This window comes from Pseudomonas sp. HS6-2, assembly GCF_049325675.2.
Classification (GTDB): domain Bacteria; phylum Pseudomonadota; class Gammaproteobacteria; order Pseudomonadales; family Pseudomonadaceae; genus Aquipseudomonas; species Aquipseudomonas putida_N.
Window position 1 is genome coordinate 352,936 of sequence record NZ_CM143906.1, and the last position, 25,201, is coordinate 378,136.

The window sequence follows — 25,201 nt, forward strand, 5'->3', positions numbered from 1 at the left end:
AAGGCCTTTTTCGTTACTGGCGGGTCTGTCGCTGCTGCAGCAGCAAGTTGCTGAACCCGGCCCCCGCCAGCTGTTTCTGCGCCACGGTCAGCTGTTCACGGTTGCTGAACGGCCCGACCAGCACGCGGTACCAGGTTTCTTCCTTGACGGTACCCGACTCGACCTTGACTGCCTGGCCGAGCAGGATGATCTGCGCGCGAACCTTGTCGGCGTCGGCCTGCTTGCGGAACGAACCGGCCTGCAGGAAGTATTGCGTGGTCGCCGCTGGCTTGATCACCGGTGGCGCGGGGGGCGGTGTCTGCCCCAGCAGAGCGGCCTGGGCGCGAGCGGTGTCGATTTTCGCTGCTTCAGCTGGCGTTACCGGGGTCACCGGCTGTGCAGGTACTGGCGGGGTCTTCTCCGGCACGGCCTCAGGCGGCACGATCACCTCGGATTCCGGCAGCAGGGTGTAGAAGTCGTACTTCGGCTTCACCGGCGGCTGAGGTGTTGCTGGGGTGGTCGACTTGCTGGCCTCGGCCACCTTCTCCGGCTTCTGCTGCTCGGGTTTGGTGCGCTTGATGTCACCGCCTCCGGGTTCGAGCTTCATCAGGAAAACGATGAACGCGCCGACCGTCAGGCCGACCGCCAGCCATACCCAGCCGGGAATCGGCTGCTTGGCTGGGGCCGTCTGACGGCTGGCGCCGCGTTTGGGCGCTGGTTTTTTCTTGGCAGCCAACTTACATGCGCTCCAGGGTTTCCAGGCCGAGCAGCTCCAGACCTTGCTTGAGGGTGCGGCCGGTCAGGGCAGCCAGGCGCAGGCGGCTCTGCTGCTGTTCCGGCGTTTCGGCGGCGAGGATGGGGCAGTTCTCGTAGAAGCTCGAGAACAGGCCGGCGAGGTCATACAGGTAGCTGCACAGTACGTGCGGGGTACCCTTGTCGGCGACGCTGTTGAGGATCTCGCCAAACTGGGCCAGGCGTGCGGCCAGGTCCTGTTCGTGAGCGGCCTGCAGCACGATGCTGCCGTCGACTTCGTCGAAGCCCTTGCCCAGCTTGCGGAACACACCGGCTACGCGGGTGTAGGCATACAGCAGATAAGGCGCGGTGTTGCCTTCGAAGTTGAGCATCAGTTCGAAGTTGAAGCTGTAGTCGCTGGTGCGGTGCTTGGACAGGTCGGCGTATTTCACCGCACCAATACCCACCACTTCAGCGATGTGGCGCAGTTCGTCTTCGGCCAGGCTCGGGTTCTTTTCCTTGACCAGCGCGTAGGCGCGCTCCTTGGCCTCGGTGAGCAGATCGATCAGCTTCACGGTGCCGCCGTCGCGGGTCTTGAAAGGGCGGCCGTCGGCGCCGTTCATGGTGCCGAAGCCCATGTGCTCCATCTGCATCGGGTGGCCGACGAAGCCGGCACGGCGAGCCACTTCGAACACCTGGTTGAAGTGCAGGGCCTGGCGCTGGTCGACGAAGTACAGGGCGCGGTCGGCCTTGAGCACGTTGCTGCGGTAGCGCACGGCGGCCAGGTCGGTGGTGGCGTACAGGTAGCCGCCGTCGGCCTTCTGCACAATCACTGGCAGCGGGTCGCCGTCGCTGTTCTTGAATTCGTCGAGGAACACGCATTGTGCGCCCTGGCTTTCGACCAGCAAGCCCTTGGCCTTGAGGTCGGCCACTACGTTGGCCAGGTCGTCGTTGTAGGCGCTTTCGCCCATCACGTCGGCCATGGTCAGTTTGACGTTGAGCAGCTCGTAGGTCTTCTGACAGTGCGACAGCGAGATGTCCTTGAAGCGCGTCCAGAGGGCCATGCAGTCTGGGTCGCCGGCCTGCAGCTTGACTACAAGGCCGCGGGCGCGGGTGGCGAACGCTTCGGACTCGTCAAAGCGCTTCTTGGCGGCGCGGTAGAAGTTTTCCAGGTCCGACAGCTCGTCGCTGGTGATCGGGTTTTCTTCCAGGTAGGCCAGCAGCATGCCGAACTGGGTGCCCCAGTCGCCCACGTGGTTCTGGCGAATCACGTCGTCGCCGAGGAACTCCAGAACACGGGCGACGCTGTCACCGATGATGGTCGAACGCAGGTGGCCGACGTGCATCTCCTTGGCCAGGTTCGGTGCCGACATGTCGATCACCACCTTCTGCGCAGGGCCGGCTTTGCGTGCGCCCAGGTGGGCGTCGGCCAGGGCGGCGTCCAGGCGGTTGGCCAGGGCGTCGGTGTTCTGGAAGAAGTTCAGGAAGCCTGGGCCAGCGATCTCGACCTTGCTGATGTCGGCGGTCGCCGGCAGAGCGTTGATCAGTTTTTCGGCCAGGTCGCGCGGCTTCATGCCGGCCGGCTTGGCCAGCATCATGGCGATGTTGCTGGCGAAGTCGCCGTGGGTCTTGTCCCGGGCGTTTTCCACCTGGATCGCCGGCGAGAGCCCTTCAGGCAGCACACCGTCGGTGACGAGTTGGGTGAGGGCTTGCTGGATCAGCTGGCGAATGGTGTCTTTCATGGGGATCTCTTTTCGACCGCAAGCGCGGTGGAGCGCCTGGATGCGCAGGTGGAAAAACTGGGCATTATCCGTTGCTGGGGGCGGGTTGCCAACCTTTGGGGCAGAAGCTTAATAAAGGTCGACCGGGTCGACATCCAGCGACCAGCGTACCTGGCGCCCGCTCGGCAGTTGCTCCAACACTAGCAACCAGGCGCTGATCAGTCGATGCAAGGGGGCCCGGGTATTGGCCTGAATCAATAGTTGCGCCCTGAAACGTCCGGCGCGGCGCTCCATTGGCGCAGGCACCGGCCCCAGCAGTTCGATGCCGGGCAGGCGCTGTTCGGCGACCAGGCGTTCGGCGGCGGCGCAGGCTTCGTCGAGGAAGCTTTCAGCCTGGCCGGGCTTGTGTGCTTCGGCGCGCAGCAGGGCAAGGTGAGAGAACGGTGGCAGCCCGGCATTGCGGCGTTCGTCCAGGGCTTGTTCGGCAAAGGCGAAGTAACCTTGTTCGGTCAGTTGCACCAGCAGCGGGTGATCGGCCAAATGCGTCTGGATGATTACCTTGCCGGGCTCTTCGGCACGCCCGGCCCGGCCGGCCACCTGGACGATCAGCTGGGCCATGCGCTCGCTGGCGCGGAAGTCGCCGGAGAAGAGCCCGCCGTCGGCATCGAGAATGGCGACCAGGGTTACCCGCGGGAAGTGGTGACCTTTGGCCAGCATCTGGGTGCCCACCAGAATGCTTGGCTGGCCGCGCTGGATGGTGGTGAACAAGGTGTGCATGGCGTCCTTGCGCGCCGTGCTGTCGCGATCCACGCGCAGGATCGGGTAATCCGGGAAGATCACTTTCAGGCGTTCTTCGGCGCGTTCGGTACCGGCGCCCACGGGGCGCAGGTCGACGTGGTTGCACTGCGGGCACTGGTGCGGCAGGCGCTCGTCGTAGCCACAGTGGTGGCAACGCAGCACGCCAGAGCGCTGGTGCACGGTCATGCGGGCATCGCAGCGGGGGCATTCGGACAGCCAGCCGCAATCATGGCACAGCAAGGTCGGGGCAAAGCCACGGCGGTTGAGGAACACCAGGACTTGCTGGCCGGCCTCCAGGGTTTGACGGATGGCCTGCTGCAGCGGGCCACTGATACCGCTGTCCAGCGGCAGGCTCTTCACATCCAGGCGCAGCATGCGCGGTGGGCGGGCGCCACCTGCGCGCTGGTTCATGCGCAGCAGGCGATAGCGGCCGGTGAGTGCGTTGTGCAGGGTTTCCAGTGAGGGGGTGGCGGAACCGAGCAGGATCGGGATGTTTTCCTGGTGGGCGCGCACCAGCGCGAGGTCGCGGGCGTGGTAACGCAGGCCTTCCTGCTGTTTGTAGGAGCCGTCGTGCTCTTCGTCGATGATGATCAGGCCGGGGTTTTTCATCGGCGTGAACAGCGCTGAACGCGTGCCGATGATGATATCGGCCTCGCCGTCGCGGGCGGCCAGCCAGGCATCGAGGCGCTCGCGGTCGTTCACGGCCGAATGCAGCAGGGCAATGCGGGCATTGAAGCGCTGCTCGAAGCGCGCCAGGGTCTGCGGGCCGAGGTTTATCTCGGGGATCAGCACCAATGCTTGCTTGCCGGCCTCCAGGGTTTCTCGAATCAGTTGCAGGTAAACCTCGGTCTTGCCGCTGCCGGTGACGCCGGCCAGCAGGAAGGCGCCGAAACCGTCAAAGCCCTCGCGCACGGCGTCGAAAGCCTCGCGCTGTTCTTCATTGAGCGGCAGTTCCGGCTGTGCCAGCCAGTGTTCATGGCGGTGCGTCGGCAGGTGGCGGCGTACTTCCAGCTGAACCAGCTCCTTGGCCAGCAGCAGGTCGAGGCTGTCCTTGTTCAGGTTGAGCTTGCTCAGCAGGCTGTGCGCCACGCCGTGCGGGTGCTGGGCCAGGGTCTTGAGAGCGTCGCGCTGGCGCGGGGCGCGGGCGATGCGCGGGTCTTCCAGGCGTGCGCCGGGTGCCACGTGCCAGAAGCGCTCCTGGCGCATTTCGGCAGGTTCGCCCTGGCGCAGCAGCGTGGGCAACGCCCAGCTCAGGGTGTCGCCAAGGCTGTGCTGGTAGTACTGGGCAGTCCATAAGCACAGCTTGAACAGCGCTGCCGGGATCGGCGAAACAGGGTCGAGCAAGGCACTGGCGGGCTTGAGCTTGTCGGCCGGCACTTCGCTCTGCTCGCACACCTCCACCAGCACACCGATCATTTCGCGGCGGCCGAACGGGACGCGGATGCGCATGCCTGGGGTCAACACCTGGCGTGCCATGCTTGCTGGCGCCTTGTAGTCGAACAGGCGGCGCAATGGGGAGGGCAGGGCAAGGCGCAGGATGACGTCGGACACGCGGCAGGTCTCAGAGGGTGTTTCAAAGACTGGCGAGCCTAGCAGACGACGGTCGGTGCAAGCGACAACTTGCGTTGGCGTGGTGCTCTGGTATTATTCGCCGCCTAATTACGTGCGGTATTCAACAATAGGTGTTGGGTGGCGGCACGCAGCTCGAGGAAGTGACCATGAAAGAAGGTATCCACCCGAACTACGAAGTAGTTGCAGTCACCTGCAGCTGCGGTAACAAGTTCGAAACTCGTTCGACCCTGGGCAACACCCTGGCGATCGACGTTTGCAACCTGTGCCACCCGTTCTACACCGGTAAGCAGAAAGTCCTGGACACCGGTGGTCGCGTACAGAAGTTCGCCGATCGCTTCGGTATGTTCGGTACCAAGAAGTAATCATGCACATGGCGAATCCTTCGGGTTTCGCGTTGTTGCTGAAAAAGGCGCCCCTTGTGGGCGCCTTTTTTGTGGGCGCAATATGGCAACTCCCGGCCCTGGCGTTCTGCCCAGTGCCCGACAAGCCACAGCAGGTGGCAGTCCGCCAAGTGGTGGATGGCGACACGCTGCGCCTGACCGACGGTCGCAGTGTGCGCATGATCGGCATCAATGCCCCGGAGATCGGGCGCAAGGGGCGTACCAGTGAACCTTATGCCGAGGCTGCCAGGCAGCGCCTGCAGGCATTGGTCAAGGCCAGTGACGGGCGCGTCGGGCTGGTGCTGGGTGTCGAGGGCAAGGACAAGTACGGCCGCACCCTGGCGAACATCTATGGGCGTAATGGCGACAATCTTGAAGCACGGCTGCTCAGCGAAGGGCTTGGCTATCGAGTAGCGGTGGCACCCAATGTGCGCCTGGCGGGTTGCCAGCTAGCAGCCGAGCGGGTGGCGCGCGAGGCGCGAGCCGGGCTGTGGCGCAACTCGCCAGTGCGCAGGGCTGCGGATGTCCGTAAATCCGGGTTCGCCATTGTCGCTGGCACCATACGTGGCATCGAGCGCAATCGTGGCGGTATCTGGCTCGAACTGGATGAGGCCGTGGTGTTGCAGATTCCCGCTCGTCTGCAACGCACCTTCACCGCCAGCTTCTTCGCTAACCTCAAGGGACGCCAGGTCGAGGCACGCGGCTGGGTGCTGGATCGTTCCCGCAAGGGTGGGCTCAAGCCAGGGCAGCGACGCTGGGTGTTGCCGCTGACCGATCCCGGGATGTTGGAGCGTACTTCAGGCTGAAAAGATGTAGACAGTTCGCTATCAGATTGTACACACTGTGAGTCGAATGCCCCCGTGCGTGATAGCTTAAAGTCGTAGGCCAAAGGCCTTGACACAAGTGACTGACCAGTCTTGTGGCTCCCCGGCTCTTTGCGTATCCTCGGCGGTCCGTCAGAACAGTAAATAGCGGAATGCCCACCATGTCAGACCTGAAAACCGCCGCTCTCGAATACCACGCTCATCCTCGTCCGGGGAAACTGAGCGTCGAGCTCTCCAAGCCCACCGCCACCGCCCGTGATCTCGCCCTGGCCTACAGCCCAGGCGTTGCAGAACCCGTGCGCGAAATCGGTCGTGATCCTGAGCTGGCCTACAAATACACCGGCAAGGGCAACCTGGTCGCGGTTATTTCCGATGGCACCGCCATCCTCGGTCTGGGTGACCTCGGCCCACTGGCCTCCAAGCCAGTGATGGAAGGCAAGGGCGTTCTGTTCAAGCGTTTCGCTGGTATCGACGTGTTCGACATCGAAGTCGATTCGGAAAGCCCGCAGGCTTTCATCGACACCGTCAAGCGCATCTCGATCACCTTCGGTGGCATCAACCTCGAAGACATCAAGGCGCCAGAGTGCTTCGAAATCGAACGCACCCTGATCGAGCAGTGCGACATTCCGGTATTCCACGATGACCAGCACGGTACCGCGATCGTCACCGCGGCCGGCATGATCAACGCCCTGGAAATCGCCGGCAAGAAGCTGGAAGACGCCAAGATCGTCTGCCTGGGTGCCGGCGCTGCCGCCATCTCCTGCATGAAGTTGCTGGTCAGCATGGGCGCCAAGGTCGAAAACATTTTCATGATCGACCGCAGTGGCGTCATCCACGCTGGCCGCGACGACCTGAATCAGTACAAGGCCCAGTTCGCCCACGCTACCGACAAGCGCACCCTGGCTGATGCCCTGGACGGTGCTGACGTGTTCGTAGGCCTGTCCGGCCCGAACCTGCTAAGCCCGGAAGGCCTGAAGTCGATGGCGGCCAACCCGATCGTGTTCGCCTGCTCGAACCCGGACCCGGAAATCTCCCCAGAGCTGGCGCACGCCACTCGCAACGACGTGATCATGGCTACCGGTCGTTCCGACTACCCGAACCAGGTCAACAACGTACTGGGCTTCCCGTTCATCTTCCGTGGTGCCCTGGACGTTCGCGCCAAGCGCATCAACGAAGAAATGAAGATCGCCGCCGCCATCGCCCTGAAAGACCTGGCCAAACTGCCAGTGCCGAAGGAAGTCTGCGAGGCCTACGGTGTTGACGGTCTGGAGTTCGGTCGCGAGTACATCATTCCGAAGCCACTGGACGCTCGCCTGATCACCGTCGTTTCCGACGCTGTGGCCAAGGCTGCCATCGAATCCGGCGTGGCTACCCTGCCGTATCCGAAACACTACCCGCTGAACAGCGTGGATGAAGTGTTCAACGGCTGATTGCAGCTGTAGCGACATAAAAAAGCCCCGGCTCGCAAGAGTCGGGGCTTTTTGTTTGCCGGTCGGAAAGGGGCGCAAAGCGCCCCCAGCATTCGATCAGATCAGATCAGAACAGATCCATCGGCGCTGCTTCGTCCGCTGGCAGAGGGCTGCCTGGCGCAGTGCCATTGCCCAGCTCATCTACCGACGGTGGTGAGTCCTCGGCCTTGAACAGCTCGAAGTAGGCATCTGGCGTGCTTGGCGAAGCGGCACGGCCGCTGACCGGGTCGACCCGCAGGCTGAGGATGCCTTCCGGTTCCGCCGGTGCATGGCTTGGCTTGTCCTTCAGTGCCGCACCCATGAAGCTCATCCAGATCGGCAGCGCCGCAGTGCCGCCGTACTCACGGCGACCGAGAGTCTCCGGCTGGTCGAAGCCGACCCATACGGTGGTCACGTAATCGGCGTTGTAGCCGGAGAACCAGGCGTCCTTGGATTCGTTGGTGGTACCTGTCTTGCCGGCCAGGTCAGTACGGCCCAGGGCCAATGCCCGGCGGCCAGTACCGCGCTTGATCACATCCTGCAGCATGCTGGTGAGAATATAGGTGGTGCGACCATCGATGATCTGCTCGGCGATAGCGGGCGTCTGCGGTGGCGGGGCGATCTGGCCCAGAGCGGACGGCGCCTCGCCAGGCAAGGCCGCGGTGCTGATCGGCTGCTCTGGTGCCGCGAGGCCGGCATGGTCTTCGGCGCCTTGCGGCACACGTGCCGGGTTGGCGGTGAACAGGGTCTCGCCGCTGCGGCTCTCGATGCGATCGATCAGGTACGGGTTGATCTTGTAGCCGCCGTTGGCAAAGGTGCTCCAGCCCGTGGCGATCTCCATCGGCGTCAGGGTTGCAGTGCCCAGCGCCAGCGAAAGGTTGCGCGGCAGGTCCTGCTTGTTGAAACCGAACTTGGCGATGTAGTCGATGGTACGGTCCACGCCCATGGCCTGCAGCAGGCGGATCGACACCAGGTTGCGCGACTTGTACAGCGCTTCGCGCAGTCGGATCGGGCCGAGGAAGGTGTTGGTGTCGTTTTTGGGTCGCCACTCATTGTTCTGGTACTGGTCGAAGAACACGATAGGCGCATCGTTGACCAGGCTGGAGGCGGTGTAGCCGCTGTCCAGTGCCGCACTATAGATGAACGGCTTGAAGCTGGAGCCTGGCTGGCGCTTGGCCTGCATGGCACGGTTGTAGTTGCTCTGCTCGAACGAGAAGCCGCCGACCAGGGCGCGAATGGCGCCGTTGTACGGGTCGAGGGTGACCAGCGCGCTCTGCGCGCCGGGTACCTGGCTGAACTTGAGCTTGCCTTCGTCAAGGCGCTGCAGGCGGACCAGGTCACCGACCTGGGCAACGTCGGCAGGCGACTGCGGCGCACGGCCCTGAGAGTTGGTGTTGATGAACGGGCGTGCCCACTTCATGGTTTCCCAGGCAACGATTTCTTCCTTGCCGTCACGGGTCAGCACCTTGAGGCCGTTTTTCTCGACCTGAGTGACGATGGCCGGCTCCAGCGCACCGAGATTGCGCTGCTTGCTCAGCTCCTGCAGCCACGCGGCGTGCGTCTTGCCCGGGAAGCGCGCTTCCGGGCCGCGATAGCCGTGACGCTCGTCGTATTCGGTAAGGCCGTTGAGAATGGCCTTGTTGGCCATTTCCTGCATGTCGCTCGGCACGGTGGTGGTGACACGGAAACCTTCGGTGTAGGCGTCGCTGCCATAGCGGCCAACCATTTCGGCGCGGGCCATTTCGGCAACGTAGGGCGCATTCACTTCAGGGGTCGGCACGTGGTAGCTGGCATTCAGCGGCTCGGCCAGGGCGGCCTGATAGCTCGCCTCGTCGATCTTGCCGAGCTTGTACATGCGACCGAGAATCCAGTCACGACGCTCTTTGGCGCGTACCGGGTTGGCCAGCGGGTTGAAGCGCGACGGCGCCTTGGGCAGGCCAGCGATCATCGCCATCTGCGCCAGGCTCACGTCACGGATCGACTTGCCGTAATACACCTGCGCGGCCGCATCGATACCGTAGGCACGGTTGCCCAGGTAAATCTTGTTGACGTACAGCTCGAGGATCTCGTCCTTGGTCAGCTCACGTTCGATCTGCAAGGCCAGGAGAATCTCGTTGGTCTTGCGCGAGAAGCTGCGCTCGCTGCTGAGGAAGAAGTTCTTCGCCACCTGCATGGTGATGGTGCTGCCGCCAGTCTGGATATGACCGGTTTTCACCAGCTGGGTCGCGGCGCGCATCAGGCTGCTCGGGTCGACCCCGTAGTGATTGAGGAAATTGTCGTCCTCGGCTGACAGAAGCGCCTGAATGAACTGTGGTGGAATTTCCGCGAAACGGATCGGCGAGCGGCGCATTTCGCCGAATTCGGCGATCAGTTTGCCGTCGCTGCTGTATACCCTCAGGGGGATTTGCAACTGAACGCTTCTGAGCGAATCGACCGACGGCAGGTTGGGACTAAGATACAGAAACGCACCGCTCACACCGAGTACGAGCGCGCAGATGACTGCGACAAAAGACCACCAGAAGAACTTCAGCAGGCGTATCAAGGCTTTTCGGTGTCCAGATTGAGGGGTGAATTGCGCACGGGGCCGGCGGACGAAAAAACGCTGGGCATTATAAGCATTTTTCGTCTCGCCGGGTGACCGGCCAGGCGGCCCGCTGCACCGTCTGGCTGGTCAGGCCCGGCAACGCGGCGGTTCATGGTTGTAACAAGGAAGTCGCTATGCTTGGACGTTTTGGCAAGGATGCCAGTTCACTGTTGGGGGTGGAAATTGCTTCCGACTCCATACGTATTGCACAGCTGCGGCGCCACAGGGGGCGCTACCAGCAGCTGGTCTGGGTGGTCGAGCCGTATGCGCCTGGCGGCGGCTGGCAGGACCCAGATCGAATCGTCGCGGCCCTGCGCAGCGCTTATCGGCAATCTGGCAGTCGCCAGCGCCGGGCTGCCGTGGCCCTGCCTGCCTCGCAAGTGATCTGCAAGCTGTGCCAGCTGCCAGTCGGTCAGGCTCCGAGCCAAATGGAGGCACAGCTGCTGGCGGAAGCGGATCGGCTGTTTCCCTTTCCCCTTGAAGACCTGGTGCTGGACTTTCAGGTGCTGGGCGCTTCTTTGATACAACCCGGTAGCCTGGATGTCCTGGTCGCGGCCAGTCGACAGAGTGCATTGCAGCCTTTGCAAGCAGCATTCGAAGCGGCCGGGCTGGAGCTGGAGGTTGCGGAGGTGGACAGCATTGCCTTGCGCCGGCTGATGCCAAAGCAAGCCAAAGGCCCGGCAGCACTGCTGCGTATCGAGCCGGGCAGCTCGACGCTGCATGGTTGGCTTGGCGAAACGCTGCCTTCACGGCGGGAATTGCTCCCGGGTGCGCTGCCTGATCTGCCCGGTGATGTATTCGCTGAAGGAGCGGGGCCGGAAGAAGTGCTTGTCGTCGGCGCTCCTGCGATCGGGCGAGGCTTGCATAGTCAACTGAGTGAGCGTCTCGGCTTGCCGTGCCGGCCATTGCCGCCTGTGGCCGGCGTGGATTGCAGTGAGGGCAGCATGGCCTTGGCTTTTGCATTGGCAATGGGGAGTGTGCGCTGATGTTGCGCCTGAATCTGATGCCGTGGCGAGAGCGGCAGCGCCTGGCAGCGCTCCGCCGTTTGCGTCTGATGTTGGTGGGGGCAGCCGTGGTGGCGTTGTCTGCGGTGCTGCTGATCGATCAACTGGCTCGGCAGCGAGCTCGACAGCAAGCTGATGCCAACAATGGCCAGCAAGCCGCAATCGATGTGCTCGAGGTGCAGATGACTGAGCATGATCGTATTAGGCAATCCTATGATGCGCTGCGTGCGCAGGCTGCGGCGTTGGCTGATTTGCGTGTTGAGCAGGGGCTGGTGACCGCTGTGTTTGCGGATCTGGAGCGGGCGCTGCCGAAGGGCGTTCAACTGCTCAGGCTCGAACTGCACGACTCACGGGTGAGCATGGTCGGTGTGGCCGCTTCAGGGGCAGTCGTGGCGCAGCTGATGCGTGAGCTGGAGCGCTCTGCCGTGATGCGTGAACTGGAGCTGAAAAGCCTGAAGAGTCAGCCGGGTGGCGACGAGTTTCTGTTGTTGGCCCGCTTGTCGGCGTTCTGGTCGTGAATCTGCTGCAGCCAGGCGCATGGCTGGCCCTCGTCGAGCGCTCGCGTTTTTTTCGCTGCGCGCTGCCATTCGCCACGGGCCTCATCCTGTTTGGGCTCGGCTGTCTGTTTCGCTTGCCGCAATGGCTGCAGCTTCAGGAGGAAGAATTCGCCAGGCAAGTTCGCCTGCTTGAGGCGCATGAAACCAAGGCTGCCGAGGTGCTGGCGCTGACGCAAATGCGCAAGGCCCTCGATGATGAATGGCAACTTTTGCAGGATGCTCGCTGGCGTCTTGCCGGCGGGGCCGACATGAGCGATTTGCTCGACCAGCTGGCGGCCTCGGGGCATGCGCATGGCCTGCACTTCGAGCGACTCGATGTACTTGATGAAATTAAGCAGCCTGGTTACCTGCAGACACCGTTGGACGTGCAGGTAGTTGGACGCTATTCGGGGCTGCGGATGTGGCTGGACGACTGGCTTGGTCAAGATCGTCTGTTGCGCGCCGAGGGGTTGCAGTTGGCACCTGCCGATGACCGGCCTGGTCTGTTGCGCCTTGGCATTCGCGTGCATGCCTATCAGGCTGACGGGGCAGTGCCCGAGCCGTTTTCACTGGCTGATTCACCCGCTCGAGGTGAGGTGCTGCCGGTGGTTCTCGATCCGTTTTCCGCCTGGGCGAAGCGCATTGCGCAGGCAGGGCTTGCCAGTGTCCCGCTGGCTCAGCTGCAGATGGTCGGCAGCCTGCAGCGGGGACAGCAGCGTGAAGCGTTGCTGTTGGCAGCAGGTCGCTTGTATCGCGTGCGCCCCGGTGATCGGCTGGGGCGTGATGGAGGTGTTGTGGTGGAAGTCGGCGAACGGCAGTTGGATGTACGTGAGCGACTGTTCGTAGGGGGCGTGTGGCGTGAACGCACGGTAATGCTGACGCTCAGGAAGAGCGTGACAACGGAGGCCACGGAAGGTGATGAAATGGCTGTTGAAGTGGGTGGTGGTGGCGGTGATACCCGGTCAATGGTGCATCGCGGCGCCCTATCGGGGTGAGCCTATCTCGCTGAACTTTCAGGATGTCGAGGTGCGCTCGGTGCTGCAGGTTCTGGCTGACTACGCCGGGATCAACCTGGTGGCCAGTGACACTGTGCAAGGTAATGTCACCCTGCGGTTGCAGGAGGTCCCCTGGGATCAGGCGCTGGAGCTGGTTCTTCGTAGCAAAGGGCTGGCTCGGCGCGAGGAAGGGAATGTGCTGCTGGTGGCGCCAGCTGTCGAGTTGGCCGAGCAATCCCGCGGCACCCGTATCGGGCAGGTGCTGGATGCGCAGTTGCAACCCTTGCGGCGTGAGTTGCTGCCGATCCATCACGCCAAGGCTTCCGACCTTGCAGAGTTGCTGCTGGAAACCCTGGCGGATGACGGCATTCTGACCGGTCGTGGCAGCCTGAGTGTCGACGCTCGCACCAACACTTTGGTCGCGCACCAGCCTGCTGACCGCCTTGCCGAGTTGCGGCAGTTGGTCGCTCAGCTTGATGTGCCGGTACAGCAGGTAGAGATCGAGGCGCGCATCGTCGAAGCCAATGTCGACTATGAGAAAGGCCTGGGCGTGCGCTGGGGGCGACAGCTGTATGGGGAAGCGCCGAAGTTGGGCAAGGATCTGTTTGTCGACCTGGGCATGGAGCGGGGCGGCGCCGGCATTGGTGTTGGCCTGTTGCGTGGCGGTGTGCTGCTTGACCTGGAGCTTAGCGCCATGGAAAAGAGCGGCAACGGCGAAATCATCTCCCAGCCCAAGGTGGTCACGGCTGACAAGGAAACCGCCAGGATTCTCAAGGGTACCGAAGTGCCTTATCAGGAAACCAGCAAGAGTGGCGCCACCTCGGTGGCCTTTCGCGAGGCCTCGCTGTCGCTGGAGGTCACGCCACAGATTACTCCGGACGGGAAGGTGATCATGACGGTCAAGGTGACCAAGGACGAGCCTGACTTCGTCAATGCCCTGAACGACGTGCCGCCGATTCGCAAGAACGAGGTCAATGCCAAAGTCCGTGTGGCGGACGGTGAAACCATCGTCATCGGTGGAGTCTACTCGACCACGCAAAACAATGTGGTCGACAAGGTGCCATTTTTCGGCGATCTACCGTATGTTGGGCGGCTGTTTCGACGCGATGCATTACAAGAGAAAAAATCCGAGCTGCTGGTCTTCCTGACTCCGCGTATCATGAGTGACCAGGCGATTGCTGTGAGTCGTTGATTCTGTGCGAAATTTGATACTTGTAGGGCCCATGGGTGCTGGCAAAAGCACCATCGGGCGCCTGTTGGCCAAAGAGTTGCGCCTGCTGTTCAAAGATTCCGACAAGGAAATCGAGCTGCGAACCGGCGCCAACATCCCGTGGATCTTCGATAAGGAAGGCGAACCGGGCTTCCGTGACCGTGAGCAGGCGATGATCGCCGAGCTCTGCGCGCTCGATGGCGTGGTCGTGGCAACCGGTGGCGGCGCAGTCATGCGCGCGGAAAACCGCCAAGCGCTGCACGAGGGCGGCCGGGTGATCTACCTGCACGCCTCGGTGGAGCAACAGGTCGGGCGTACGGCGCGCGATCGCAACCGCCCGTTGCTGCGCACCGCCAACCCGGAGGCGACCCTGCGTGCCTTGCTGGAGGCGCGCGACCCGCTCTATCGTGAAATCGCCGACCTGGTGGTGGAAACCGACGAACGGCCACCGCGCATGGTGGTGCTCGATATTCTCGAGCGCCTGCAGCAGTTGCCGCCCCGCTAAGCCGGGACTATTCTCGGCCAGCGCCGAGGCGAGGTTCAACGTTACCGCGCGGGTCGAACAGCCGGCGCCGCGCCCAAGTACATTGTGGGGATACATGCAGACACTTAAGGTCGACCTCGGCGAGCGTAGCTACCCGATCTACATTGGCGAAGGCCTGCTGGACCAGGCCGAACTGTTGGCACCGCATATTCGCGGGCGGCAGGTTGCCATCGTTTCCAACGAAACCGTCGCGCCTCTGTATCTCGAACGCCTGAGCAAGACCCTCGGTGCCTATGCGGTGCTGCCGGTGATCCTGCCGGACGGCGAAGCCCACAAGAACTGGGAAACCCTGCAACTGATCTTCGATGGTCTGCTAACAGCGCGGCATGACCGTCGTACCACCGTGGTGGCCCTCGGCGGCGGCGTGATCGGCGACATGGCCGGCTTTGCCGCGGCCTGCTACCAGCGCGGCGTCGACTTCATCCAGGTGCCTACCACCCTGCTGTCCCAGGTCGACTCCTCGGTGGGCGGCAAGACCGGCATCAATCACCCATTGGGCAAGAACATGGTCGGTGCCTTCTATCAGCCCAACGCGGTGCTGATCGATACCACCAGCCTCAAGACCTTGCCCGAGCGCGAGCTGTCGGCGGGCCTGGCCGAAGTGATCAAGTACGGCCTGATCTGCGACAAACCCTTCCTGAGCTGGCTCGAAGACAATATGCAGGCCCTGCGCGCCCTCGAGCCCGCAGCCCTGACCGAAGCGATCAGCCGCTCATGCGCTGCCAAGGCTGCCGTGGTTGGCGCCGACGAACGTGAGTCCGGCGTGCGTGCCACGCTGAACCTGGGCCATACCTTCGGCCACGCCATCGAAACACACATGGGCTACGGCGTGTGGCTGCACGGTGAAGCCGTGGCCGCAGGCACGGTGATGGCCCTGGAAATGTCCATGCGCCTGGGCTGGATCGACCAGGCCGAGCGTGATCGCGGTATCCGCCTGCTGCAGGACGCAGGTTTGCCGGTGGTGCCACCACAGGAAATGACCCCGGCGCATTTCATGGAGCATATGGCGGTCGACAAGAAGGTGCTCGATGGCCGCCTGCGGCTGGTGCTGCTGCGCCAGTTGGGCGAAGCCGTGATCACCGACGACTATCCGAAAGAGATTCTTCAGGCCACGCTGTCGGCGGATTACCGCGCGATCGTGGCCCAGCTTTGAGGTTGTGACAGCGTAATGACCAGTTTGCATGCCGATGAGGCGTTCCTCGAACATTACCAGTTGAGCCACGATCCGTTCGCACCGCGTGTGCCCGGCTTCAAGTTCTTCCCTGCCCAGCGCAAGCCGGTGCTGGGCCAGCTGCATCACCTGGCCCGCTACAGCCAGCTGATGCTGGTGGTCACCGGCCCCGTAGGCAGCGGAAAGACCCTGCTGCGCCAGGCCTTGGTGGCGAGCACCAACAAGCAGTCGGTGCTCAGCGTGGTGGTGTCTGCCCGCGGCGCCAGTGACGCCGCCAGTGTGCTCGGCCAGGTAGCGCAAACGCTGGAAGTGGCCCAGCCTGAAGTGCAGGCGATCCTGAACAAGGTGGTGCAACTGGCACTGACCGGGCAGGAAGTCTACTTGCTGGTGGACGATGCGGAACAACTCGACGAGTCGGCACTCCAAGCGTTGCTGGAACTGGCTGCCGGGCTGCCGGAAGGGCGCCCGCACGTGTTCCTGTTCGGCGAGCCTTCGCTGATTGCCGGGTTGGACGAGATCCAGGTCGAGGAAGAGCGCTTCCACGTCATTGAACTTGCCCCCTACAGCGAGGAAGAAACCCGCGAGTACCTGGAGCAACGCCTGGAAGGCGCTGGCCGGGGCATCGAGGTGTTCACCCGTGAACAGCTAGTCGATATCCATGAAAACTCCGACGGATGGCCTGGCAACATCAACCAGGTCGCCCGCGATACTTTGATCGAAGCCATGATCGCCAGCCGTACCACGGTCAAGCGACCATCCATGGGGTTCAAAATGCCTAAGAAACACGTACTCGCGCTGTCCGCTGTCGTCGTGGTCGCCGTAGGTGCTGCGGTTCTGATGCCCAAGAAAGGCGACAAGCCCGCTGCCGAGGCGCCTGTGGCCCAGGCCCAGTTGCCGTTGGGCCAGGGCCAGCCAGGTGGCGCCCAGTCGAACAACGGCAACCCGGCCATCGAATTCTCCGGCCAGTCGCAGCCGATGCCGCTGCCGCTGGTGGGTCAGTCCCAGCCAGTCATGCGCGAGCCGCTGGCGCAAGCTGCCGGTATGGGTGATGGCGAAGAAGGTGGCCCGGCCGGCAACACCGCCTTGCAACCTGGCAATCCGCCGACCGTGACCACGATCGCGCCGCCACAGGGTGTGCCTGCTGGCCCCGCGCCGAGCATGGCCCAGGCTACCGCACCGGCACAGCCGGTTGCGCCAGCGCCCAAGCCTGTCGCTACTCAGCCAGTCAAGCCGGTTGCGCCTGCCAAGCCGGTGCCGGCACCGACTCAGGTCGCTGTCGCCAAGCCTGCCGCCAAACCGGTAGAAAAACCGGTCGCCAGCGCCAGTGGCAGCGGTGGCTGGTACGCGGGCCAGAAGCCAGGCAACTATGTGGTGCAGATCCTCGGCACCAGCTCCGAGGCGTCGGCCCAGGCCTTCGTCAAGGAGCAGGGTGGCGACTATCGCTACTTCAAGAAAAACCTGCAGGGCAAACCCCTGTACGTGGTCACTTACGGCAACTTCGCCAACCGCGACGCAGCCGTTGCGGCAATCAAGAACTTGCCAGCGAAGGTCCAGGCTGGTAAACCTTGGCCACGTACCGTTGCCAGCGTCCAACAAGAGCTGGCCTCGGCCCGCTGATACCTGCCGGGCGGCATCACCCCCGCCGCCCAGTTGCTGAGCGATTAACGACATTCGAATAGCCTGCTGCGCCTGAGCGCGGCAGGCTTTTCTGTCCCAGACTGCCGGCCACAAGCCTCTGTTGCAGTCATGGCTGAAACGCTTCAGACTCGAGCCAAGCCGCTATCACGGCGCATGGCGCAAAAACATTCAAAATTGCGACATAAATTTTCAATGGTGAGACATGAAAATTTGTGGGTATGACTGTCGCTGTGCAACAATGGTTTTCCATGGCCACCGCAAAAAAGCTGGCGTTTGATCGGCGTGGATGGTAAGTGGTTGTACATAAAAGAGATTTACCTCCGGTTGAGAGGTGAACCTGGTGAGAAAGTGTCTATGAAAACAGGTCTGTACCATCCCGAAGAATTCAAGGACAACTGTGGTTTTGGCCTGATCGCCCATATGACGGGCGAGCCGAGCCACCACCTTCTGCAAACCGCCATGCAGGCACTGACCTGCATGACCCACCGCGGCGGTATCAACGCCGACGGCAAGACCGGTGACGGTTGCGGTCTGCTCATGCAGAAGCCCGATCAGTTCCTGCGGGCCGTGGCCCAGGAGCACTTCGCCGTCGAGCTGCCCAAGCAGTACGCCGTCGGCATGGTGTTCTTCAACCAGGACCCGGTCAAAGCCGAAGCTGCCCGCGCCAACATGGACCGCGAAATCGTCGCTGCCGGCCTGAAGCTGGTCGGCTGGCGCAAGGTCCCGATCGACACTAGCGTGCTCGGCCGCCTGGCCCTGGAGCGCCTGCCGCAGATCGAACAGGTGTTCATCGGCGGTGAAGGCCTGAGCGATCAGGAATTCGCCATCAAGCTGTTCAGTGCCCGTCGCCGTTCGTCCGTGGCCAACGCCCACGACGCCGACCACTACATCTGCAGCTTCTCGCACAAGACCATCATCTACAAAGGCCTGATGATGCCGCGCGATCTCGCGGCGTTCTATCCTGATCTGGGTGACGAGCGTCTGCAGACCGCGATCTGTGTGTTCCACCAGCGCTTCTCCACCAACACCCTGCCGAAATGGCCGCTGGCGCAGCCGTTCCGCTTCCTCGCCCACAACGGCGAGATCAACACCATCACCGGCAACCGCAACTGGGCCATGGCCCGTCGCACCAAGTTCGCCAACGACTTGATCCCCGACCTCGAAGAACTCGGCCCACTGGTCAACCGCGTTGGTTCCGACTCCTCGAGCATGGACAACATGCTGGAGCTGATGGTAACCGGTGGCATCGACCTGTTCCGCGGCGTACGCATGCTGGTACCGCCAGCCTGGCAAAACGTCGAGACCATGGACGCCGACCTGCGCGCCTTCTACGAATACAACTCCATGCACATGGAGCCGTGGGATGGCCCGGCCGGTATCGTCATGACCGAAGGCCGCCACGCGGTGTGCCTGCTCGACCGTAACGGCCTGCGCCCGGCGCGCTGGGTGACGACCACCAACGGCTACATCACCATCGCCTCGGAAATCGGCGTGTGGGGCTACCAGCCTGAGGAAGTCCTGGCCAAGGGCCGTGTCGGCCCAGGCCAGATCCTTGCCGTGGACACCGAGACCGGCCAGATCCTCGACACCGACGCCATCGACAACCGTCTGAAGTCGCGCCACCCGTACAAGCGCTGGCTGCGTCAGCACGCCCTGCGCATCCAGGCGACCCTGACCGACGACCAGGGCGTGGCCAGCTACGACGCTGACCAGCTCAAGCAGTACATGAAGATGTTCCAGGTCACTTTCGAGGAGCGTGACCAGGTGCTGCGCCCACTCGGCGAGCAGGGCCAGGAAGCGGTCGGCTCGATGGGTGACGACACGCCGATGGCCGTGCTGTCGCAGCGTGTGCGTTCGCCGTACGACTTCTTCCGCCAGCAGTTCGCCCAGGTGACCAACCCGCCGATCGACCCGCTGCGCGAAGCGATCGTCATGTCCCTGGAAATCTGCCTGGGCGCCGAGCGCAACATCTTCCAGGAATCCCCGGAGCATGCTTCGCGGGTGATCCTCAGTTCGCCGGTCATCTCGCCTGCCAAGTGGCGTTCGCTGATGAACCTGGAGCGCGAGGGTTTCGACCGTCAGCTGATCGATCTCAACTATGAAGAGAGCGTCGGCCTGGAAGCAGCCATCCGTAACATTGCCGACCAGGCTGAAGAAGCCGTGCGCAGCGGCAAGACCCAGCTGGTGCTGAGCGACCGCTACATCGCCCCGGGCAAGCTGCCGGTGCACGCCTCGATGGCCGTGGGTGCCGTGCATCACCGCCTGACCGAACAGGGCCTGCGTTGCGACAGCAACATCCTGGTCGAAACCGCCACTGCCCGCGACCCGCACCACTTCGCCGTGCTGCTGGGCTTCGGTGCCTCGGCCGTTTACCCGTACCTGGCCTACGAAGTGCTGGCCGACCTGATCCGTACCGGCGAAGTGCTGGGCGATCTGGACGAAGTCTTCAAGTACTACCGCAAGGGCATCTCAAAGGGCCTGCTGAAGATCCTGTCGAAGATGGGCATCTCCACCATCGCCTCGTACCGTGGCGCCCAGCTGTTCGAAGCCGTGGGCCTGGCCGAAGAAGTGGTCGGCCTGAGCTTCAAGGGCGTGTCCAGCCGCATCAAGGGTGCGCGCTTCGTCGACCTCGAAGGTGACCAGAAGCTGCTGGCAGCCGAAGCCTGGAGCGCGCGCAAGCCGATCCAGCAAGGTGGCCTGCTGAAGTTCGTCCACGGTGGCGAATATCACGCTTACAACCCGGACGTGGTCAACACCCTGCAAGCCGCCGTGCAGCAGGGCGATTACGCCAAGTTCAAGGAATACACCACGCTGGTCGACCAGCGCCCGGTGTCGATGATCCGCGACCTGCTGAAAGTGAAAGTGGCCGACGAGGCCCTGCCGCTGGATCAGGTCGAGCCGCTGGAGGCCATCCTCAAGCGCTTCGACTCCGCCGGTATTTCGCTGGGTGCACTGTCGCCGGAAGCTCACGAAGCCCTGGCCGAGGCGATGAACCGCCTGGGTGCACGCTCCAACTCCGGTGAGGGCGGTGAAGACCCGTCGCGCTACGGCACCATCCGCAGCTCGAAGATCAAGCAGGTGGCCACCGGTCGCTTTGGCGTGACCCCGGAATACCTGGTCAACGCCGAAGTGCTGCAGATCAAGGTTGCCCAGGGCGCCAAGCCCGGTGAAGGCGGCCAGCTGCCAGGCGGCAAGGTCAACGGCCTGATCGCCAAACTGCGCTATGCGGTACCGGGCGTGACCCTGATCTCGCCACCGCCGCACCACGACATCTACTCGATCGAAGACCTGGCTCAGCTGATCTATGACCTCAAGCAGGTCAACCCGCAGGCCCTGGTATCGGTCAAGCTGGTGGCTGAGGCCGGCGTTGGCACCATCGCTGCCGGCGTGGCCAAGGCCTATGCCGACCTGATCACCATCTCCGGTTACGACGGTGGTACCGGTGCTTCGCCGCTGACCTCGATCAAGTACGCTGGCGCACCATGGGAACTGGGCCTGGCTGAAACCCACCAGACCCTGCGCGGCAACGACCTGCGCGGCAAGGTACGGGTACAGACCGATGGCGGCCTGAAGACCGGCCTGGACGTGATCAAGGCAGCCATCCTCGGCGCCGAGAGCTTCGGCTTCGGCACCGCGCCGATGATCGCCCTGGGTTGCAAGTACCTGCGCATCTGCCACCTGAACAACTGCGCCACCGGCGTAGCCACGCAAAACGATAAGCTGCGCAAGGATCACTACATCGGCACCGTCGACATGGTGATCAACTTCTTCACCTTCGTCGCCGAAGAAACGCGTGAGTGGCTGGCCAAGCTGGGCGTGCGCAGCCTCGGCGAGCTGATCGGCCGTACCGACCTGCTCGACGTACTGCCAGGCGACACCGAGCGCCAGCAGTACCTGGACTTGACCCCGCTGCTGGGCAGCTCGCACATCCCGGCCGACAAGCCGCAGTTCTGCGAAGTCGACAAGAACCCGCCGTTCGACAAGGGCGAGCTGGCCGAGAAGATGGTCGAGATGGCTCTGCCGGCGATCCGCGACCAGGCCGGCGGCGAGTTCAGCCTCGACATCTGCAACTGCGACCGTTCCATCGGTGCCCGTATCTCTGGCGAGATCGCCAAGCTGTACGGCAATCAGGGCATGGCTGACAAGCCGCTCACTTTCCGCTTCAAGGGTACTGCCGGGCAAAGCTTCGGCGTGTGGAATGCCGGTGGCCTGAACCTGCACCTGGAAGGTGACGCCAACGACTACGTCGGCAAGGGCATGACCGGTGGCAAGGTCACCATCGTGCCGCCAGCCGGCAGCCCGTTCGCCACCCAACACAGCGCCATCGTCGGCAACACCTGCCTGTACGGCGCCACCGGCGGCAAGCTGTTCGCCGCGGGTACTGCGGGCGAGCGTTTCGCTGTGCGTAACTCCGGCGCCCACGCTGTTGTCGAGGGTACTGGCGATCACTGCTGTGAATACATGACCGGCGGCTTTGTCTGCGTTCTGGGCAAGACCGGTTACAACTTCGGTTCTGGCATGACTGGCGGCTTCGCCTACGTGCTCGACATGGACAACAGCTTCGTCGACAAGCTCAACCACGAGCTGGTGGAAATCCAGCGCATCAGTGGTGAGGCGATGGAAGCCTACCGCAGCCACTTGGCGCGGGTCCTTGGCGAATACGTGGAAGAGACCGGCAGCGAGTGGGGGCGCGAGCTCTTCGAGAATCTGGACGACTACGTGCGGCGCTTCTGGCTGGTCAAGCCGAAGGCGGCCAACCTCAAGCAACTGCTGTCCAGCACCCGTGCCAACCCGCAGTAACAACAGCTGCAAGTGGCAAGCCTCAAGCTGCAAGTAAAAGCAGCACGAGGTTTGCCCGGCTTAAGTGATCGTCTTGCGGCTTGCAGCTTGTAGCTCGCAGCTGCTGTAAAGAGGTTTTGAAAAATGGCTGAACGTCTGAACAACGACTTCCAGTTCATCGAAGTGGGCCGCAAGGACCCGAAGAAAAAGCTGCTGCGCCAGCGCAAGAAGGAGTTCGTGGAGATCTACGAACCGTTCAAGCCGCAGCAGTCCGTGGAGCAGGCACATCGCTGCCTGGGCTGCGGTAACCCGTATTGCGAATGGAAGTGCCCGGTACACAACTTCATCCCCAACTGGCTGAAGCTGGTCTCCGAAGGCAACATCCTGGCCGCGGCCGAACTGTCGCACCAGACCAACACCCTGCCGGAAGTATGCGGCCGTGTGTGTCCGCAGGACCGTCTGTGCGAGGGTGCCTGTACCCTGAACGACGGTTTCGGCGCGGTGACCATCGGCTCGGTGGAGAAGTACATCACCGACACCGCCTTTGCCATGGGCTGGCGCCCTGACATGTCCAGGGTCAAGCCAACCGGCAAGCGCGTCGCCATCATTGGTGCCGGCCCGGCTGGCCTGGGCTGCGCCGACGTGCTGGTACGCGGTGGCGTGACCCCGGTGGTGTTCGACAAGAACCCGGAAATCGGTGGCCTGCTGACCTTCGGTATCCCCGAGTTCAAGCTGGAAAAGACCGTGCTGAGCAATCGTCGCGAAGTCTTCACCGGCATGGGCATCGAGTTCCGCCTGAACACCGAGGTGGGCAAGGACATCACCATGGAACAGCTGCTCGCCGAGTACGACGCAGTGTTCATGGGCATGGGTACCTACACCTACATGAAGGGTGGTTTCCCGGGTGAAGACCTGCCAGGTGTGCATGACGCGCTGGATTTCCTGATCGCCAACGTCAACCGCAACCTGGGCTTCGAAAAGTCGCCGGAAGACTTCGTCGACATGCAGGGCAAGAAGGTCGTGGTGCTGGGCGGTGGCGACACCGCGATGGACTGCAACCGCACCTCGATTCGCCAGGGCGCCAAGTCGGTGACCTGTGCCTATCGCCGTGACGAAGCCAACATGCCGGGCTCGCGCAAAGAGGTGAAGAACGCCAAGGAAGAGGGCGTGAAGTTCCTCTACAACCGCCAGCCCATCGCCATCGTCGGCGAGGACAAGGTCGAAGGCGTGAAGGTGGTCGAGACCCGTCTCGGCGAGCCAGATGCCCGTGGCCGTCGTAGCCCTGAGCCGATCCCGGGCTCCGAAGAGATCCTGCCGGCTGACGCCGTGGTGATCGCCTTCGGCTTCCGCCCGAGCCCGGCACCGTGGTTCGAGCAGCATGGCATCCAGCTGGACAGCCAAGGCCGTGTGGTGGCGCCGGAGAAAGCCAAGTTCAAGCATCAGACCAGCAACCCGAAAGTGTTCGCCGGTGGCGACATGGTGCGCGGTTCGGACCTGGTAGTGACCGCCATCTTCGAAGGCCGCAACGCTGCCGAAGGTATCTTGGACTACCTCGAAGTCTGATCGATTGCTGGGGCCGCTTTGCGGCCTCAAGCATTTTTGTATACAAAAATGCTTGATCTGTGGCACCTAATAGACAAAACGCATGGCCTTGACCGTGCCTTTTGCGCTGGCGTCTGAGAAAATGCTCGCACTATTTTTCCGGATGCCGACATGACTGCCCTGAAGAACGATCGTTTCCTGCGTGCGCTGCTCAAGCAACCCGTTGACGTCACCCCTGTCTGGATGATGCGCCAGGCCGGCCGCTACCTGCCGGAGTACCGCGCCAGCCGCGCCAAGGCCGGTGATTTCATGAGCCTGTGCATGAACCCGCAGTTCGCCTGCGAGGTGACCCTGCAGCCGCTGGACCGTTACCCGCTGGATGCGGCGATCCTGTTCTCGGACATCCTGACCATCCCAGATGCCATGGGCCTGGGCTTGTACTTCGAAACCGGCGAAGGCCCGCGTTTCAAGAAGGTCATCAGCACCCCGGCCGACATTGAAGCGTTGCCGATCCCTGACCCGCAGAAAGACCTCGGTTACGTGATGGACGCGGTCAGCACCATCCGCCGTGAGCTCAATGGTCGTGTGCCACTGATCGGTTTCTCCGGCAGCCCGTGGACCTTGGCCACCTATATGGTAGAAGGCGGCTCGTCCAAGGACTTCCGCAAGACCAAGGCCATGGCCTACGACAACCCGCAAGCCCTGCACCTGCTGTTGGACAAGCTGGCCCAGTCGGTCACCAGCTACCTCAACGGCCAGATCCTTGCTGGCGCCCAGGCGGTGCAGATCTTCGATACCTGGGGCGGTAACCTGTCGGCGGCGGCTTACCAGGAGTTCTCCCTGGCCTACATGCGCAAGATCGTAAGTGGCCTGATCCGTGAGCACGAAGGGCGCAAGGTGCCGGTGATCCTGTTCACCAAGAACGGCGGCCTGTGGCTGGAAAGCATCGCCGAAGCCGGCGCTGACGCGCTAGGCCTGGACTGGACCTGCGAAATCGGCGACGCACGCCGCCGTGTCGGTGACAAGGTAGCCCTGCAGGGCAACATGGACCCGACCGTGCTGTATGCCAAGCCGGAAGCCATCCGCAACGAAGTCGCGCGCATCCTGGCCAGTTATGGCAAGGGTACCGGCCACGTGTTCAACCTGGGTCATGGCATCACGCCGGAAGTCGACCCGGAGCACGCGGGCGTGTTCATCAACGCCGTGCATGAGCTGTCGGCGCAGTACCACGAGTAAGTGCGTTGAAACGAACAGCCCGGCCAAGTGCCGGGCTTTTTGTTGCGCTTCACACGCTAACCTCACCGTTGAAACCGACGCCATCAAGCCGAGAAAGAGAAGGCTGAAGATACCCAGGCCTTTTCCTACATATCGGCGCCTTCACGATTCCTAGACTCGCGCACTCCTGTCGGGCCTCCCCGACGCAAGCTCAAGTAGTCCGGAGTGCGTCATGAGTACAACAAAGAACTTGCGCAAGTTTGCTGCCAGCAGTCTCTGGCGGCCGGTTGCCGTTGCTGGTATGCATGTCCAGCTTGCGAATGCGCATGGTTATGCCAGTGAGCCACCTTCGCGCGCGTATGCGTGCAGAAGTTACAAACAGGGTGTCTTGCAGCCCAAGACCGGCGAGGTATTCGAGTGCAAACCATTCCCGTTCGAGGGTTGGTGCAAGAGCTATTCGGGCGGTGCCAACCAATATGAGCCTGGTGTAGGCAGCAACTGGCAAGACGCCTGGATCAAACGCTAAAAG

Annotated in this window: 18 protein-coding genes; 14 read left to right on the top strand and 4 right to left on the bottom strand. The window is 62.8% G+C overall.

The window, feature by feature from the left end; all coding sequences use genetic code 11:
- Positions 1 to 13: 13 nt before the first annotated feature.
- From ACOKS3_RS01665 to ACOKS3_RS01675, 3 genes are all read right to left on the bottom strand, one after another.
- Entirely contained in the window at positions 14 to 715 is a 702-nt protein-coding gene (locus ACOKS3_RS01665) for an SPOR domain-containing protein (RefSeq protein WP_103446075.1), read from the bottom strand.
- Between the two features lies 1 nt (position 716).
- Positions 717 to 2,453, bottom strand: coding sequence for an arginine--tRNA ligase (gene argS / locus ACOKS3_RS01670; RefSeq protein WP_103446074.1), 1,737 nt, complete (start codon positions 2,451 to 2,453; stop codon positions 717 to 719).
- A gap of 108 nt (positions 2,454 to 2,561) precedes the next feature.
- A complete protein-coding gene (locus ACOKS3_RS01675; protein ID WP_103446072.1) occupies positions 2,562 to 4,781 on the bottom strand; it encodes a primosomal protein N' in 2,220 nt (739 codons plus the stop codon).
- Positions 4,782 to 4,948: 167 nt separating this feature from the next.
- Here ACOKS3_RS01675 and rpmE point away from each other — a divergent pair, with 167 nt between their 5' ends.
- The 3 genes from rpmE (at position 4,949) to ACOKS3_RS01690 (ending at position 7,436) form a co-directional block, all read left to right on the top strand.
- A complete protein-coding gene (rpmE, locus tag ACOKS3_RS01680) occupies positions 4,949 to 5,164 on the top strand; it encodes a 50S ribosomal protein L31 (RefSeq protein WP_027920990.1) in 216 nt (71 codons plus the stop codon).
- Positions 5,165 to 5,166: 2 nt separating this feature from the next.
- Positions 5,167 to 5,988, top strand: coding sequence for a thermonuclease family protein (locus ACOKS3_RS01685; protein WP_422763411.1), 822 nt, complete (start codon positions 5,167 to 5,169; stop codon positions 5,986 to 5,988).
- 179 nt (positions 5,989 to 6,167) lie between these two features.
- On the top strand, positions 6,168 to 7,436 hold the full coding sequence (locus ACOKS3_RS01690; protein ID WP_103446068.1) for a malic enzyme-like NAD(P)-binding protein: 1,269 nt from the start codon (positions 6,168 to 6,170) through the stop codon (positions 7,434 to 7,436).
- A 106-nt stretch (positions 7,437 to 7,542) separates the two neighbouring features.
- Here the strand turns inward: ACOKS3_RS01690 and ACOKS3_RS01695 are convergent, their stop codons facing one another.
- Complete coding sequence (locus ACOKS3_RS01695) at positions 7,543 to 9,996, bottom strand: penicillin-binding protein 1A (protein ID WP_422763412.1); 2,454 nt, start codon at positions 9,994 to 9,996, stop codon at positions 7,543 to 7,545.
- A gap of 176 nt (positions 9,997 to 10,172) precedes the next feature.
- Between ACOKS3_RS01695 and pilM the strand changes: the two genes are divergently transcribed.
- The 11 genes from pilM to ACOKS3_RS01750 all read left to right on the top strand — a co-directional run bounded on the left by pilM (position 10,173) and on the right by ACOKS3_RS01750 (position 25,198).
- Positions 10,173 to 11,024 carry a type IV pilus biogenesis protein PilM gene (gene pilM, locus ACOKS3_RS01700; protein WP_103446066.1) on the top strand — a complete coding sequence of 284 codons (852 nt, stop codon included), beginning with the start codon at positions 10,173 to 10,175 and terminating at the stop codon, positions 11,022 to 11,024.
- Positions 11,024 to 11,560 carry a PilN domain-containing protein gene (locus ACOKS3_RS01705; RefSeq protein ID WP_103446065.1) on the top strand — a complete coding sequence of 179 codons (537 nt, stop codon included), beginning with the start codon at positions 11,024 to 11,026 and terminating at the stop codon, positions 11,558 to 11,560. The genes pilM and ACOKS3_RS01705 overlap by 1 nt, the downstream gene beginning before the upstream one ends.
- Positions 11,557 to 12,573, top strand: a complete 1,017-nt coding sequence (locus ACOKS3_RS01710) for a pilus assembly protein PilP (RefSeq protein ID WP_103446064.1) — start codon at positions 11,557 to 11,559, stop codon at positions 12,571 to 12,573. The genes ACOKS3_RS01705 and ACOKS3_RS01710 overlap by 4 nt, the downstream gene beginning before the upstream one ends.
- Positions 12,497 to 13,765, top strand: a complete 1,269-nt coding sequence (locus ACOKS3_RS01715; RefSeq protein ID WP_103446063.1) for a type IV pilus secretin PilQ — start codon at positions 12,497 to 12,499, stop codon at positions 13,763 to 13,765. Before ACOKS3_RS01710 ends, ACOKS3_RS01715 begins: the two co-directional genes overlap by 77 nt.
- A gap of 4 nt (positions 13,766 to 13,769) precedes the next feature.
- Positions 13,770 to 14,288: a shikimate kinase AroK gene (gene aroK / locus ACOKS3_RS01720; RefSeq protein WP_060509908.1), complete on the top strand. Its 519-nt coding sequence runs from the start codon at positions 13,770 to 13,772 to the stop codon at positions 14,286 to 14,288.
- Positions 14,289 to 14,382: 94 nt separating this feature from the next.
- A complete protein-coding gene (gene aroB / locus ACOKS3_RS01725; RefSeq protein ID WP_103446062.1) occupies positions 14,383 to 15,480 on the top strand; it encodes a 3-dehydroquinate synthase in 1,098 nt (365 codons plus the stop codon).
- Between the two features lie 15 nt (positions 15,481 to 15,495).
- The gene (locus ACOKS3_RS01730; protein WP_103446061.1) at positions 15,496 to 17,115 is read left to right on the top strand and encodes an AAA family ATPase; all 1,620 of its coding nucleotides are present in this window, start codon (positions 15,496 to 15,498) and stop codon (positions 17,113 to 17,115) included.
- Positions 17,116 to 17,490: 375 nt separating this feature from the next.
- On the top strand, positions 17,491 to 21,936 hold the full coding sequence (gltB, locus tag ACOKS3_RS01735) for a glutamate synthase large subunit (protein WP_103446060.1): 4,446 nt from the start codon (positions 17,491 to 17,493) through the stop codon (positions 21,934 to 21,936).
- A gap of 123 nt (positions 21,937 to 22,059) precedes the next feature.
- The gene (locus ACOKS3_RS01740; protein WP_103446059.1) at positions 22,060 to 23,478 is read left to right on the top strand and encodes an FAD-dependent oxidoreductase; all 1,419 of its coding nucleotides are present in this window, start codon (positions 22,060 to 22,062) and stop codon (positions 23,476 to 23,478) included.
- A gap of 150 nt (positions 23,479 to 23,628) precedes the next feature.
- Complete coding sequence (gene hemE, locus ACOKS3_RS01745) at positions 23,629 to 24,693, top strand: uroporphyrinogen decarboxylase (protein ID WP_103446058.1); 1,065 nt, start codon at positions 23,629 to 23,631, stop codon at positions 24,691 to 24,693.
- 211 nt (positions 24,694 to 24,904) lie between these two features.
- Positions 24,905 to 25,198 carry a hypothetical protein gene (locus ACOKS3_RS01750; RefSeq protein ID WP_422763413.1) on the top strand — a complete coding sequence of 98 codons (294 nt, stop codon included), beginning with the start codon at positions 24,905 to 24,907 and terminating at the stop codon, positions 25,196 to 25,198.
- Positions 25,199 to 25,201: the final 3 nt, after the last annotated feature.

Bases quoted from the DNA above. Each gene is read 5' to 3' on its own strand.
- argS (WP_103446074.1), bottom strand. From the start codon at position 2,453: ATGAAAGACACCATTCGCCAGCTGATCCAGCAAGCCCTCACCCAACTC.
- rpmE (WP_027920990.1), top strand. From the start codon at position 4,949: ATGAAAGAAGGTATCCACCCGAACTACGAAGTAGTTGCAGTCACCTGC.
- ACOKS3_RS01685 (WP_422763411.1), top strand. From the start codon at position 5,167: ATGCACATGGCGAATCCTTCGGGTTTCGCGTTGTTGCTGAAAAAGGCG.
- ACOKS3_RS01690 (WP_103446068.1), top strand. From the start codon at position 6,168: ATGTCAGACCTGAAAACCGCCGCTCTCGAATACCACGCTCATCCTCGT.
- pilM (WP_103446066.1), top strand. From the start codon at position 10,173: ATGCTTGGACGTTTTGGCAAGGATGCCAGTTCACTGTTGGGGGTGGAA.
- ACOKS3_RS01705 (WP_103446065.1), top strand. From the start codon at position 11,024: ATGTTGCGCCTGAATCTGATGCCGTGGCGAGAGCGGCAGCGCCTGGCA.
- ACOKS3_RS01715 (WP_103446063.1), top strand. From the start codon at position 12,497: ATGAAATGGCTGTTGAAGTGGGTGGTGGTGGCGGTGATACCCGGTCAA.
- aroB (WP_103446062.1), top strand. From the start codon at position 14,383: ATGCAGACACTTAAGGTCGACCTCGGCGAGCGTAGCTACCCGATCTAC.
- ACOKS3_RS01730 (WP_103446061.1), top strand. From the start codon at position 15,496: ATGACCAGTTTGCATGCCGATGAGGCGTTCCTCGAACATTACCAGTTG.
- gltB (WP_103446060.1), top strand. From the start codon at position 17,491: ATGAAAACAGGTCTGTACCATCCCGAAGAATTCAAGGACAACTGTGGT.
- ACOKS3_RS01740 (WP_103446059.1), top strand. From the start codon at position 22,060: ATGGCTGAACGTCTGAACAACGACTTCCAGTTCATCGAAGTGGGCCGC.
- hemE (WP_103446058.1), top strand. From the start codon at position 23,629: ATGACTGCCCTGAAGAACGATCGTTTCCTGCGTGCGCTGCTCAAGCAA.
- ACOKS3_RS01750 (WP_422763413.1), top strand. From the start codon at position 24,905: ATGAGTACAACAAAGAACTTGCGCAAGTTTGCTGCCAGCAGTCTCTGG.